A 13,285-nucleotide genomic window follows, 5' to 3' on the forward strand; every position below is an offset into this window, starting at 1 on the left:
GCAAGGGCTCCCGGTTTCATCTATTTACGGCAGCAGAAGTGAAGGTTGAAAGGATCCTGGGGGATCGCTTCCACGGTAATCTCTTCGAACCCCGCCTCTTGCAGCAACTCAACGGCCAACTCTTCCCCCCACATCATCCCCAGACCGGCGCCGCCGTCATGAAGGCCGACGGGCAGGCAGTGCATGAGGCTGACGGTGTAGAGAAAGGGACCGAGGGGATGCGAGCGGTTGTCCTGGTGATCCGTGTGGGCGGCGATGTCGATCATGCTGAAAAGTCCGTCGGCTGCCAGCAGGTGATGGACGCTTTGCAGGGCCTGCAGGGGGGCGCGCTGATCGTGAATGGCGTCAAAGGCCAGGATGTAATCGAAGGCCTCGCGCCAGGCCGGTTCCTGATGCAGGGTGGCCGCGTCCAGGCAGAGAAATTCAGCGTTGTCGAGTCCAAGCCTCTGGGCTTCCGTCTTGCCTGCGGCCACGGCCTGTTCGTCAATATCAATAGCGGTAAACTGGCTTTGGGGGTAAGCCTGCGCCATCAACAGCAGGGCCGTTCCCTCGCCACAGCCGAAATCGCAGACCCGGATGCCTTGCTGCAGCCGGTCGAGTAGCCGACCTTCATCTACCGACGGCAGAAAGATCTCCAGCAGAACCTGCCTATGCTTGGCGCTGGCCAGTTCGGTCATGAAAGCCTGAAAGCGGGGATAGTTATGATAGGGAACCCCCGTACCGCGAGGGAAGGCCTCGATAACCTGTTCCAGGGCGCTGACGGTAAGCAGGGGGATCTCCTGGGTGTAGACGGCCAGGTTGGTGTTGCCGCCTGCACGGGTAAGAAAAGCCGCGTGCTCGGGTGGAAGGCGATAGCCGTTGCCTGCCGGCTGGCACTCCAGTTCCACGATGTCGGCCGTGACCATGATCCCCAGCCATTCCCGCACGTAACGCGGATGAAGACCGGCCTGTTCGGCGATCGCTTCAATCGGTTGGGCCGTGGTGAAGGTCGCCATGGCTTCAAACAGACCGGTGCGGTAGCCGATGGCCATGGCCAGATTGAGGGCGCCTCCGTTGAGAATATCGGCCATTCGGCGGCCAAAGGCTTCCTGTTTCGATGGATCCATGGCAGGGACCTCTCAGCGTCCCTGCAGATAGTCGCCAAGGAGCGAGCGGCTGTGCTCGTCATCGTGGCAATAGATGCAGAGATTTTCCCAGTTGCTGCCGTCGGCGGGATTGTTGTTGTGATTGCCGTCCTTGTGGTGCACCGTCAGCAGATGCAGCGTCGACAGGTCGAACTCGCGGCCGCATTTGGCGCAGATCCAGCCGTGCTGCTTCAGGGAGCGTTCACGGTAGTTACTTGCCTCGGCCTGTGCCGCCTTGAGGCGGCGCACCATCTCGTCAATTTCTGCCTGGGTTTTGACCGGGGCGGGTTTTTTGCCGTGGGGACGAAACGAACGGGCCATGCAGACTCCTTCAGGGCGGGCCATGCCCCGCCTGCCGGTGATGGCAGGCGGGGAAGCCGCAGGTTAGGCCTTGGTCAGGTCCGAAGTGCAGTTGGGGCAGCGGCTCGCCTTGATGGGGATGCTGCTCAGGCAGAAAGGGCAGTCTTTGGTGGTCGGTGCCGCCGCCGGGGTTTCCTCTTCACGACGCAGACGGTTGATGCCGCGGATGAGCAGGAAAATGGCGAAGGCGACGATGATGAAGCTGATGACCGTATTGATAAAGACGCCGTAGTTGATCGAAACGGCGCCAGCGGCCTGCGCTTCGGCCAGGGCGGCATAAGGGCCGGGGGTGGCCCCCTGCTTCAGCACGATGAAAAGGTTGGAGAAGTCGACACCGCCCATCAGCAGGCCGAGGGGGGGCATGAGAACATCGGCGACCAGGCTCTTGACGATGGTGCCGAAAGCCCCACCGATGATAATGCCGACCGCCATGTCCACGACATTGCCCCGCATGGCAAATTCCTTGAACTCTTTAAACATGATTCCCTCCAACAGGATAGTTAAGGAGACGGTTCGGCAGTCCTTTGCCCGGCCTGTCCGGCGCATCGTGGCTGCGGCCGCTCGAATGGATCGAAAAGAGACCGCGCGGGCTCTGCTTTTCCTAAACTCAAGGAGAGAGGGCAGAGCTCAAGGAAAGAATGCCAAAAATTATCAAAAAGCCAAGCGTTAAAATGTAGCCGTAATAGGCGGTGCCCACCCGGCCCAGGCGTTCCAGGGTCAATTTCTTGTAGGTCTTGAGATGTTTGAGGATCTGCGTTCTCAGATCGAAATAACTGATGACGATCTCGGCGCGGGTGAGTTCACGCAGAATGAGGATGGTGCAGCCGAAGTTGGCCAGGGCGGCGGCGAGAAAAAGCGCAAAGTAGAAGCGGGTCAATGGGTACTCCGATAGAAAAGAAGGACGGTTTGGTGGTGCGGCGGCAGGGACGGGCTCAGGACCTTGCCCGGCCGCAGTTCCAGCACTGGCCGAAATGTCCTTCGAGAACTTCACCGCAGTCCGGGCAGGTCCAGGATTCGGAAATAGCGGCATCGGCGGCGGTCACGCCAGCCAGCAGCGCCGCCGCCCGCTCTACCTGGTCGTTATCGAAAATCCACAACTCGGGGAAGCATTCGACAAAGGGAACTTCTCCCATGGCGGTGAAGAGCCGCTCGTTTTTGATGAAACAGGCGATGCCGTTGGCTTCGAGCAGGCCCTTGATCATACCCGCCTGGGGCCCTTCGGCAAAGCTGAAGGTCTTGAGTCTTTTCATGCGTATCTCCTGCGAAAAAGTCAGCCGCCGGATCTCTTGACGGTCCAGCCGCGATTTTTCAGTTCGGCCAGCAGCAGATCAAGGTGATCCCCCTGAATTTCGATGACGCCGTCTTTGACGGTGCCGCCGGTGGCGCATTTTTTCTTCAGTTGCTGGCCGAGCTCCTTGAGCTCGGCAGGGGCGAGGGGCACCCCGGTGATCACCGTCATGGCCTTGCCGCCTCGTCCCTTGGTTTCGCGGCGGAGGCGCACCACACCGTCCGTCGGGGGCGCGGGCTGGGACTGGCTGCAGGTGCATTTGCCGGCGGGCTGGCCGCAGGCGGGACACATACGGCCGAACTCGCTGGAATAAACAAGGCCGCCGGTTTTCTCATGGTGCCTGGACATGGTTTTCTCTCTTGTGTGTGAACTAAAGCCCCAGTCTTTCCAGCAGTTGCGCCGGGTCCGGGGCGGCGGTTACCAGTCTTTCCTTCTCCGTCTTGGTCAGTTTTTTAATCTTTGCCTCAACCTGCAGGGCCAGGCTTCTGGAACCGACTTCGCAGTGATAGACCAGTTCCAGCGTCTGGCAGGCCCGCGTGAAGCGGGCGGCTTTGCCCAGCTTGTTCCGGTGCTGTTGCAAGCGTCTGTGTACATCGCTGCTGGCCCCGGTGTAAAGGGCATTGCGCTCATTGCGCAGCATGTAAACCGACCAGTCCGGCATGGGCTAATCTGTCACCTTGCCGCGCAGCGATTTAATCTGACCCCGTTTGGTTTTGGTGTCCAGTCGCTTGGTTTTGGAACTCTTGGTCGGCCTGGTGGCCTTGCGGTTTTTGGCCACGACACCGGCGCTGCGGATGAGAGCTGCCAGCCTGGTCAGGGCGTCTTCCCGGTTCATCTCTTGGCTGCGGTGCTGCTGGGCTTTGAGGACGATGACCCCCTCCTTGGTAATGCGGCTGTCCGACAGAGCCAGCAGCCTTTCCTTGTAAAATTCAGGGAGGGAGGATTTGCGGATGTCGAAGAAGAGGGTGATGGCCGTCGACACCTTGTTGACGTTCTGGCCCCCGGCCCCCTGAGCGCGGACGGCTTTGAACTCCACTTCCTGTTCGGATAAAAATACCTGGCTGGATATGCGGATCATGGGGAAGTTTCTTCTTCAGTGTCGGCCTCTTCTGCGGGCAAAGAGTCTTCGGTGATATGCAGCTGGCAGTGGACGCACTGACGCAGGTACAGGGGAACGAAGCCATTCATGTGAAACGTGTTGCCACAGCGAGGGCAAAGAGCGAAGGCGGCCCTGACGACAGCCACGCACACCAGCAGGAGCCACACGGCAAAGACGATGGCGGTGGCGCGGTCGGAGCCGGTGACCCTGAGGGAAAGCCAGATGACCGGCACATAGATCAGGATTATCCCCCAGAGAAACCAGCGGCGATGGCGTAGCCGCTTCATGGCCTGAGTATACGAAAGATCGGTTGTCGGATCGCTCATGGTTTTCGCTCCTGAAGGGTGATTGTCAAAAAATACCATAGGGAAGAGTGCATGCCCAGCGCTTATTGGTTGCACCGTAGCGGGCAGTCGACAGAAGGTTCCATGCGGACAGAGAATTTGACTTCGCCGCCAGGGCTGTTTAGATGAACGTCAGGGGATGATTTTACCAAAAGGAGGAAAAGGATGAAAATGCGGCGCGTGGTGTGGATGCTGGTGGCACTGTGTTGTGGTTTCCTGTCGGTCTCTTCGGCGATAGCCGCAGAGGAACAGACCCGGAAAGTGGAACAGGCGGCCGAGATTATGCGGCAGATCATGGCTATACCCGAGCAGGCCATCCCGCCCCAACTGCTCGAAAATAGTCACGGCATCGCCATCATTCCGGCGGTCATCAAGGTGGGGTTTGTCTTCGGCGGTCGCTACGGCAAAGGGGTCGTACTGGTCCGGCAGGAGGATGGCGCCTGGAGCAACCCCTGCTTCATCTCGCTGGCCGGCGGCAGTTTCGGCTGGCAGATCGGCGCCCAGTCGACGGACGTTATCCTGGTATTCAAAAACCGCAGCAGCATTGATGACATGCTTAAAAGCCAATTTACCCTGGGGGCTGACGCTTCCGTGGCGGCAGGTCCGGTAGGTCGGCACCTGGCAGGTGCCACCGATCTTGAACTCAAGGCGGAAATCTATTCCTATTCACGCAGTCGCGGGCTCTTCGCCGGTGTTTCCCTGGAAGGCTCGGCCATTACGATAGATGGCGAGTCGAATGCCGCTTTTTACGAGCAGAAGAACATCCTGCCCCGGGACATTCTCGAGAAGCGCCTGAAGGCACCCGCGGCGGCCACCCGTTTGCGGGAGATCGTGGCTCGCCATGCCCACTAGATGATGCCAGCATTTCAGAAGTTAAAAGGCCCGGGAACATGCGCTTCCGGGCCTTTTGTTTGCTTCGGCTCAGTCCTGCAGTAGGACGGCCGGGTCGAGACCGATGCGCATGCCGCCCCAGTGCTTGCCATCGATATAAATCGGCAGAGAAAGGTCGCTGATGACCTGCCCCGTGTCCCGCGAATAGGTCTGCAGCAGAAAGGGCATTTCATTGTGGGCGCAGCGAATGCCCGTGCTGTCATTGAAAAGGCGTTTGTCCCGGCTGTTGACCAGGTCACGCTCATAGTCGCCGGTCAGGGGGCGTGAGTAATTGCTGGTGTGGGTCGGAGCATAGCCGTTGGTATCGACGCACAGGGCATAAATGCTGCCGCCCAGCACCCGGGTGAGCTCGTCGTAAAGGGGCTGCAGCTTCTTTTCGAAGAGAGCATCGTAGTTGGTTTTGAATTTCTGCGGATTGGTGCCGACGATAGGCACGTAGTTGCGATCAAAGACATTGCGTCCTTCTCGCTGGATAGCATGGATGGCTTCCTGCATGCGGTCGCGGAAGCGACGGGCCTCCAGCAGGGTGCGCTCAAAATTGCCTTGTCCCACTTTGAAGCGCGACACCCGCTCCTGCATGAGTTCCGTGGCCTGGGACAAGCCGGTGGCGGCGGTCTCCGACTCCTTCATGCTGCCGGTCACCTGCTGGCTGAGGTCGTTGATGTCCGTCACGTTCTCGTGAATGAGGCTGTTGGTGGCGCTAAGCTGCTCAACGGATGCGCTGATGCGCTGCAGCTGGCTGTTGACCTGCTCGAAGTCGTTGACCATGGTCTGGTACTGCTGACAGGAACGCTCCACCGCCTCCCGTGTGCGGTGCATGGACGCACTGATTTCCTGGGTTTCTCCCTGGGTTGTCTCCACACTGTTCAGCATGTCGTTGATGTTGTCTGAAATGCGGTCGGTGGCGATGCGCACCCGCGAAGCCAGATCCTTGACCTCTTCGGCGACGACGGCAAATCCTTTGCCGGCCTGCCCGGCTCGGGCGGCTTCGACAGCGGCGTTAAGGGCCAGCAGGCCGGTCTGGCGGGAAATCGTCTGAATCAGCTGGACGATTTCGCGGATGCCGCGGGATTTTTCACTGAGCTCCCCGACCGTGTGGTTGAAGCCGGCCAGCTTCTGGTCGATGGTGCCGATGTCGGCACTCACGTCCACCAGTTCCTTGTAGGAGGCTCGGGCGTTTTCCACATGTCCGGAAGTGGAGGCCGAGATCATGGTGGTGCTTTCGGTGATGTCGGTGATGGCGATGGTCGCCTGGTTGCTGCTGGTGAAAATGGCGCTGGCCAGCTCCCCCTGCGTCTCGGTGCTGGCGGCGGAGGTCTGCACTTTTTTGCCCAGTGAGGCAGAAGCGACCGCGATATTTACTCCAGATTTGCGCACCGAATCGACAATTTCCCGGAGCTTGGCCATGAACAGGTTGTAATTGATGGACAGGTCGCGCAGTTCGTCGTGGGTCGTCAGAGGAATGTCGCGGGACAGGTCTCCCTCGCCGCTGCCGATTTCATGGAAAATGGCGCTGACCTGCCGGATGGGACGCACCAGCATGAAACGCAGGAAGAAGATGATGCCCAGGCCAATGGCGAAGGAAATCATCAGGATGACGATCACGGTGCGGTGAGTTTCCTGCGCAATCGCCGAGACAGCCCCGATTGTTTCGGTACCGACCCCTTGGGCGGTGAGCACCTGGAGGACATTCTGCTGGCTTTGATGGGCCACCAGGAAAATCAGGAGCGGCGCGACAAAGAGTATGAGCATGTTGCCCACCAGTTTTTTGGTCAGCGTGTTGAAAAGGGCCTTTTCCAGAACGACGTAGATGTTTTTGAAAACGTCCATGGTATCCTCGTTTTCCTGAAGGTTTTATTGTCAGATCAGGTCACAATAAAACAGTTTTTATTTTTTGATGACGCCGATAAACACCAACAAAAGTTCATTTTTGTTTTTTAAAACAGATATTTGTTTGGCGGGATATGTGGATTTTTCATTTGGTTGGATTTTGTACCTGGCTCTAATTTCTATATTATAAAACCAAGTTTGTCATTAAAAAAATGACCGGATGGCCATTTGGTCGAAAAATAAGGGAGCTGCGCCAGGGAGGGTTTTTTCAGGCAGGATAGGCAGCTGAGCTGACCGTGCGCATGAAAGCATGCACGACCTCGGGGTCGAATTGCTGACCGGACCCTTTTTGCAGATGCGCCATGACTTCGTCGTGGGGCCAGCCCCGGCGGTAAGGCCGATCGGAAATGAGGGCGTCATACACATCAGCCACGGCCAGGATGCGTGCGCCCGGGGCGATCTCCTCCCCCTGGAGTCCCCGGGGATAGCCCTGGCCGTTGAACCATTCATGATGCTGTTCGACAATCGGCAGCACATCCCGGTAGGCCTGAATGGGTTCCAGGATGCGCACCCCTTTTTCCGGGTGGGTGTTGATGACGGAATATTCCACTGGATTTAAAGGGATGGGTTTTTCCAGAATGGCATTGGGAACGCCGATCTTGCCGATATCGTGCAGAAGGCTGGCGCGATGCAGCAGGTCGAGGTCGCCGGCGGACAGGCCGAGGGTGCGGCCAATGGCGAGAGCCAGGCTGGTCACGCGTTCCGAATGACCCGCTGTCCAGGATGATTTGGCGTCAACCGTGCGGGCCAGGGCGGTCAGCGTGCCGTAGTTGAGGTCGGCCAGTTCCTCGATAAGCCGGATGTTGGCCAGGGCAACGGTGATCTGGTCAGCTATGGCCCGCGCCCGCACACGGTCTTCCCGGCTCAGGTGAGGCGCTGTGCGGTAGCCGAGCAGCAGCGCGCCCTGGATGCTGCCGTTCTGATGAATGGGCAGGATAAAGAAGGAACCTGTCCCTCTGCGGGCGAGGGGGTCGAGCAGGTTGGGAAGGATGTCGGCGGCCTCGGTAAAAAAAGCGTCCTCAATTTCACCCAGGGCCTGGATTTCCGTCGCCTCGAGCAGGCAGGTGTGTTTCTCCTCTGTCGCTGTCTGTTCTCTGGCCGGGGCAGCGAGAAAGGTGCTGAATTGATTCTGTTGACCCTCAGCCAGAGTCAGTCCGAGGCAGTCACAGCGCACGATGCGGGGGAGACGGGTCAGAACGGCCTGGACCAGCTTTTCGCGGTCCAGAGCGACCAGGATGGCCCGGGTGGTTTGTCCCATTTCATCCAGAGTATAGAACTGGTTGTCGAGTTCTGTGGCCATGGCGTTGAAGGACTGGGCCAGTTCGGCGAACTCGTCGGCGCTGTCGACCTCCACGGCCTGGCTGAAATCGCCCCGCCCAAGTCGGCGGGTGCCTTCTTTGAGCCGCTGCAAGGGCACCAGACTGCGGCGGATAAAGATCGCGCTGACCAGGAGAACACTCCACAGAGAAACGGCGGCGACCAGATAGAAGGTTCGGCGAAAACTGTACAGGGAAACCAGGGAGACTTCTCGGGGCTCGTGCAGGGTGATAATCCAGTCGTCTTCGTCAAAAGAGTCGCGCAGGGATACGGCGACCTGATCGGCCATGCAGTTGCGGTCTCCGCACAGACTTGCGACGGACTGCCCGCTAACGGTGGGGTTCGCTGCCAGAGGCCGCTTCTGCCGATGTAAAGGGGGGGCATAGAGCCTTTGCCCCCGGCTGGTGGCGACGAATATGTTGATGTGGGGGGGAAGGGCCTCGGCCGCTTTTTCAATGAGCACCGAGGGCGAAATCTCGGCCCACAGGAGCCCTGTCGCGGAGCTGGCCGGATCAAGCCGCACCGCCAGATAGATCGCCAGCTCATGCGGGCCGTCTGCCGGAATCCAGAGAATGGCGTTCTCGCCCATTCTCCGGAGGACTTCAGCGGGGGGAGGTTGCCAGCCGGAATTCTTTTCCCCCGACAATAGAGTCGGGACCGCTTCTTCGGTGAACAGGGTGAGGCTGGTCAGCGGCTGCCTCAGGTCTAAACCAAGGGACGCGAAACGGGCAGGGAAGGTGGACGGATCGGCCTGATAGGAGTGCGCCAGCAGATGGAGTTCCTGATGCAGAACCATGAGCTGTCCGTGAAGGAGCAGGCCGACGTTTCGACCCGTCTGACGCAGGCGATGACGGGCCTGGTCCTCCAGCTGGTCGGCAACCCGGTAATAGGAAACCACGGCCAGAACGGTGACCGGTAGAATGGTACAGACCAGGAAGACCAGAAAAATTCGGCGTCCCACCCGGCTATGAAAGTAGGACTTCAGTCGCTTCATCATGGCAAATGGACGCTGGGCAAAAACCATTTTGGGTGAACTGTCATCATAAAAAAATCCCGTCTTGCAGCCGAAGACGGGACCGATTAAGGGAATAGTGGTTTCGTAATCCCATTACTGTGCTTCGGCAGCCCGGCGGTCCTTGCCTCGAAAGGATGAGAAGGATCCGTGGCTTTGCGTCACCAGATTGCTCGGGCTTTGCGTTTTCGGCGGACATTGGTTTTGATCCGCATCCGCGATATTGACCAGTTTTTAATCCAGGGTCAAGGACTTTTACACCCAATAATTCTAAACCTTTAAAAACCCTGGACGTATGCCGATGGTAAAATCCGGCCGGGTGCCGATAAAGGGGTCGATGAAAACTTGACCAAAGCGGTTTGCTGCTTTACAGTGTCTGGCCCGAAACAAGTTGATTAATCAAGGAGTTCAGCCCCATGGAAAATATCGAACTGCCCGACCGCAAGAAAGTCGGCCATCTGGTTCTGCACCGCGATGCCCGCACGATCACCCCCAAGGAATTCAATCTGCTCAGCCAGAAAGAGCGTCTGGAGATTGTGCGACGGGCTTCCGGCAGCCATAAATACAACCTGATTATGGAGGCCAAAGATCCGGCCGCCCTCGTGCGCAAGCTGCCGACCCAGGAAGTCTACCTGTTGCTCCGGGAGAGAGGCCTGGACGAGTCGATGGAACTCATCGAGCTGCTCACCCCCACCCAAATCGGCACCTTCATTGACTTCGACTGCTGGCAGGGGGATCAGCTAAAGCCCGAGGTCGTGCTCAACTGGCTGGTTCTTCTGCTCGAAACCAAGAACGAACAGCAGGTTCTGCAGCTGGTCCAGAGCATGGATTTCGAACTGCTGGTGATGATGCTCAAGAAGTTCGTCACCGTCATCCGCGGCATGGAGGCCTTCGAGAATGAGGATGGCCTGCAGGAGGCCATCTTTCGCGATGGCGGCTACGAACTGGGGTTTGCCGATTCGGAAAGCGCCAAGATCGTCGGCGCCTTTCTCGACACCCTGCGCCGTCTGGAGCCTGAATTCTATCCCCGCCTCATGGAGGCTGTGCGCTGGGAATCAGACTCCATGCTGGAGGAAGAAACCTACCAGAACCGCTGCAATCGCCTGCAGGACCTGGGGATTCCCGACCCCTTCGAGGCGCTGAAGGTCTATACCTATCTCGATCCCGAGCAGTTCGCGGGCGTTGCCGTCGCCAGAAAGGAAGTCCTCTCAGCGCAGGCCGACGTCGTACCTCCCGGCTTCGTGATGACGATGAGCGAGCCGGGAGATCTGCTGGCCGAGGTTCTCGCCGATAATCTGGACGAAAAGACCTGCTGGGAGCTGACCTATCTGCTCAACAAGGTGATGAGCGCCGACCGTGTCGATATGGGGGAGACGGAGCAGGTCAAAGAGGAAATGGCCGAGGTCTTCCACTATCTCAACCTGGCCCTGCAGTATCAGGCCGGTGGCGATGTGGAGGCGGCGGCGAAGCAGGTAAAGGAAAACTATCTGGAAAATCTTTTCCGTCTCGGCTTCAGCCTCACCCTGCAGTTGCAGCGCCGCGCCAAAGCCCTGCTGGCTTCGCCCCTGGCCCCCTATCTGGATGGACCCTTCCGCGCCCTGACCGACGCCCTCTGCCAGCGCAAGCCGCGCTTTTTTGAAGGACTGCTCGAAATCAACCGGGCGGGACAGCGTCCCTTCACCACCCTGAGCGACGTGAAGCTGGCCGCTGAGTGGCTCGACCGGCTGGAGGTGCAGCGCCACCTTTTCACCGAGCAGTTCCCCTTTGCCCTGCCAGAACCGGCGGCGCTGGACCTGTCCGGCTGCATGCCCGACGACGCCGACGACCTGGCCCTGTCCGACTTTTTCCTCACCGCGCTGGCCAACCGGCTTCTGGGCCGCGCCTTCGTGCCCGAACCGCTTGCCGCCGACGAACTGCCCGGCCTGCACGCCCTTGTGAGTGAGGGGGGACAGCTGCGCCCGGTCTTGCGTCAGGAGACAGCCCAGTGGTTGGAGAGCCTGGTGCCTGGCGCCGGCGCCTTTGCCGACTATTGTCTCGATCTCTGGCAGGAGGAATTCTGCACCCTCACGCCCGAGGACATCGACCCCCGCTATGTGGGCGGGCTCATCGTGCGTCTCGGCTGAGGCGGCGTTTCAGAATGACAGGGGGATCTCCCGCACTTCCAGACCCTGGCCGGTGCGGGTGAGGTAGAGATAGAGCATAAGGGTGCGGGCGGGAATATCGTGCAGGTGGTCAAAGGCAGCGGCGAAGTGCTGCACCTTGACCCCCTGACCCTTGACAGCGGCGGTCTCGGCCTGCACCCGCTCGCGGACGCGGGCGCTCTCCGCTGCTGTCAGCGCCGTGTCGAAAAAGGCCGGCGCCTTCTCCGGCACCACCCGCTCGGTCAGGGCGAAATCCCGCGCCAGTTGCTCCCGCAGACGGTCTTGCAGGGGCCCTTCAAACGTTTCGGCCACAAACTCCCCCATCCTTTCGAACAGACCCCGCTGTGACAGCGGATGCCGGAACAGCTCCCGTGCCTGCCAGTAAGCTTCGATCCTTTCCAGTCCGGCCGCCAGGCTGCCGCAGGCCTCTTGCAGACATTCCAGAAAATGCCCGAAGCGGCCGCTGTTGGCCGTCAGATCGAGCAGGCGGCTGATGCCCCGCAGGGTCTCCAGTTGGGTGAAACTCAGCTCGGGGGTACGCAGCACCGTATAAGGCGGGTTGGGATCGAAGGCGATGCCCCGCGCGGCCGCCTGCCTTCGCAGGGGCGCGCCGGGCAGCAGCTTGACCAGCTCCACCTGCAGCTCGTGGGGGTGCAGGTCGAGCACCCGGTCGATGGAGTGCAGAAAGTCGTTATAGCCCTCACCGGGCAGGCCGGCGATAAGATCCAGATGTAGGTCGATCGGGGTGTGGCGGCGCAGGGTGCGCACGTTCTCTTCGAGCTTCTGCAGGGAGACCTGGCGACCGATGGCCGACAGGGTCTGGGGCAGGGTCGACTGCACGCCGATCTCGAACTGGAACGTGCCCGCTGGTACCTGGGCGAGCAAGGCCAGCGTTTCCTCATCAAGCAGATGGGCGCCGATCTCGAAGTGAAAATGGCTGCCGCGATTGTGCTCCAGAATAAAGCGGAAGATCTCGCGGCTGCGGGCGGCGTCGTAGTTGAAGGTGCGGTCGACCAGCTTGATGCGCGGCACCTCGCGGGCCATGAGCCAGCCCAGGTCGGCACGGATGCGCGCCATGGAGAAGGACCGCACTTTTTCGTCGAGGGCGCTCATGCAGAAGGCGCAGCTGTAGGGGCAGCCCCGGCTCGTCTCATAGTAGACGAAGCCGCGGGAGATATCGACGAGACCCAGCTCAAAAGGGGAGGGGATGGCGTCGAGATTCTCAAGCACCGGCCCGTCCGCCTCGCTGACGAGGCGTTCGCCGTCGCGCCAGAGCAGACGGGCAATCCCGCGTGGCGTCTCCTTCTGCTGCCAGGCCCGCAGCAGGGCCCGCAGGGGGATTTCCCCCTCGCCACGCACGACCGCCGTGATACCGGGATGGAGGCGCAGAAAGCTTTCGTCCTCAAAGGAGACTTCCGGGCCGCCCAGCACAAGGCGCAGCTCGGGACGCACCACCGCCAAAGCCGCCGCCAGCTCCAGGGTGGCCTGCCGGTTCCACAGATAGACGGAAAACGCCACCACGTCGGGCTCTTCGCGCAGCAGGGCGGCCAGGATATTCTCCTTCGGCTCGTGCAGGGTGAACTCGCGGATGAGCAGTTCGCCGCAGTCCTCGCCGCAATAGGCGGCGAGACAGGGCAGGGCCAGGCTGGGGTGGATGAATTTGCTGTGCAGGGTGGTTAACAGGGTTCGCATGCCGGCCAGAATAGCCGAGGGCGCCTTCCTTGAAAAGGGGAAATTGCCGCTGCCCGCGCAATTGTGCTATGTTTCCAGACGTTCCCGCCGCGCACCAGGGTAAGGGAGCGATTCCCAAAACACCGGT

14 protein-coding genes and 1 riboswitch are annotated in these 13,285 nt (G+C 59.9%); of the genes, 2 read left to right on the plus strand and 12 right to left on the minus strand.

What is annotated here, in order from left to right:
* Positions 1-20: 20 nt before the first annotated feature.
* The 9 genes from AOP6_RS05365 to AOP6_RS05405 all read right to left on the minus strand — a co-directional run bounded on the left by AOP6_RS05365 (position 21) and on the right by AOP6_RS05405 (position 4,197).
* Positions 21-1,106, minus strand: coding sequence for a methyltransferase domain-containing protein (locus AOP6_RS05365; RefSeq protein WP_155875577.1), 1,086 nt, complete (start codon positions 1,104-1,106; stop codon positions 21-23).
* Positions 1,107-1,118: 12 nt separating this feature from the next.
* Positions 1,119-1,445 (minus strand): YajD family HNH nuclease, encoded by a 327-nt coding sequence (locus tag AOP6_RS05370; protein ID WP_155875578.1) that lies wholly within the window; start codon positions 1,443-1,445, stop codon positions 1,119-1,121.
* 63 nt (positions 1,446-1,508) lie between these two features.
* The gene (gene mscL / locus AOP6_RS05375) at positions 1,509-1,964 is read right to left on the minus strand and encodes a large conductance mechanosensitive channel protein MscL (protein WP_155875579.1); all 456 of its coding nucleotides are present in this window, start codon (positions 1,962-1,964) and stop codon (positions 1,509-1,511) included.
* A gap of 127 nt (positions 1,965-2,091) precedes the next feature.
* Positions 2,092-2,361, minus strand: coding sequence for a hypothetical protein (locus AOP6_RS05380; protein ID WP_155875580.1), 270 nt, complete (start codon positions 2,359-2,361; stop codon positions 2,092-2,094).
* Positions 2,362-2,416: 55 nt separating this feature from the next.
* Positions 2,417-2,734: a DUF2007 domain-containing protein gene (locus tag AOP6_RS05385; protein WP_155875581.1), complete on the minus strand. Its 318-nt coding sequence runs from the start codon at positions 2,732-2,734 to the stop codon at positions 2,417-2,419.
* 20 nt (positions 2,735-2,754) lie between these two features.
* Positions 2,755-3,120 carry a translation initiation factor Sui1 gene (locus tag AOP6_RS05390; protein ID WP_155875582.1) on the minus strand — a complete coding sequence of 122 codons (366 nt, stop codon included), beginning with the start codon at positions 3,118-3,120 and terminating at the stop codon, positions 2,755-2,757.
* Positions 3,121-3,142: 22 nt separating this feature from the next.
* Positions 3,143-3,433 carry a GIY-YIG nuclease family protein gene (locus tag AOP6_RS05395; RefSeq protein ID WP_155875583.1) on the minus strand — a complete coding sequence of 97 codons (291 nt, stop codon included), beginning with the start codon at positions 3,431-3,433 and terminating at the stop codon, positions 3,143-3,145.
* Positions 3,434-3,436: 3 nt separating this feature from the next.
* On the minus strand, positions 3,437-3,850 hold the full coding sequence (arfB, locus tag AOP6_RS05400) for an alternative ribosome rescue aminoacyl-tRNA hydrolase ArfB (protein ID WP_155875584.1): 414 nt from the start codon (positions 3,848-3,850) through the stop codon (positions 3,437-3,439).
* Positions 3,847-4,197: a hypothetical protein gene (locus tag AOP6_RS05405; protein WP_155875585.1), complete on the minus strand. Its 351-nt coding sequence runs from the start codon at positions 4,195-4,197 to the stop codon at positions 3,847-3,849. The genes arfB and AOP6_RS05405 overlap by 4 nt, the downstream gene beginning before the upstream one ends.
* A gap of 183 nt (positions 4,198-4,380) precedes the next feature.
* Between AOP6_RS05405 and AOP6_RS05410 the strand changes: the two genes are divergently transcribed.
* Positions 4,381-5,067, plus strand: a complete 687-nt coding sequence (locus AOP6_RS05410) for a lipid-binding SYLF domain-containing protein (protein WP_155875586.1) — start codon at positions 4,381-4,383, stop codon at positions 5,065-5,067.
* A gap of 69 nt (positions 5,068-5,136) precedes the next feature.
* On the opposite strand, the gene AOP6_RS05415 is transcribed toward AOP6_RS05410, so the two are convergent.
* Complete coding sequence (locus AOP6_RS05415) at positions 5,137-6,936, minus strand: methyl-accepting chemotaxis protein (protein ID WP_155875587.1); 1,800 nt, start codon at positions 6,934-6,936, stop codon at positions 5,137-5,139.
* Between the two features lie 268 nt (positions 6,937-7,204).
* Positions 7,205-9,310: an HD domain-containing phosphohydrolase gene (locus tag AOP6_RS05420; protein WP_213194771.1), complete on the minus strand. Its 2,106-nt coding sequence runs from the start codon at positions 9,308-9,310 to the stop codon at positions 7,205-7,207.
* 120 nt (positions 9,311-9,430) lie between these two features.
* Positions 9,431-9,520, minus strand: a riboswitch (cyclic di-GMP riboswitch).
* A 221-nt stretch (positions 9,521-9,741) separates the two neighbouring features.
* Between AOP6_RS05420 and AOP6_RS05425 the strand changes: the two genes are divergently transcribed.
* Positions 9,742-11,448 (plus strand): DUF6178 family protein, encoded by a 1,707-nt coding sequence (locus AOP6_RS05425; protein WP_155875589.1) that lies wholly within the window; start codon positions 9,742-9,744, stop codon positions 11,446-11,448.
* Between the two features lie 9 nt (positions 11,449-11,457).
* On the opposite strand, the gene AOP6_RS05430 is transcribed toward AOP6_RS05425, so the two are convergent.
* Positions 11,458-13,158 (minus strand): B12-binding domain-containing radical SAM protein, encoded by a 1,701-nt coding sequence (locus AOP6_RS05430; protein WP_155875590.1) that lies wholly within the window; start codon positions 13,156-13,158, stop codon positions 11,458-11,460.
* Positions 13,159-13,285 lie beyond the last annotated feature (127 nt).

The organism is Desulfuromonas sp. AOP6 (assembly GCF_009731355.2).
Classification (GTDB): Bacteria; Desulfobacterota; Desulfuromonadia; order Desulfuromonadales; family SZUA-540; genus SZUA-540.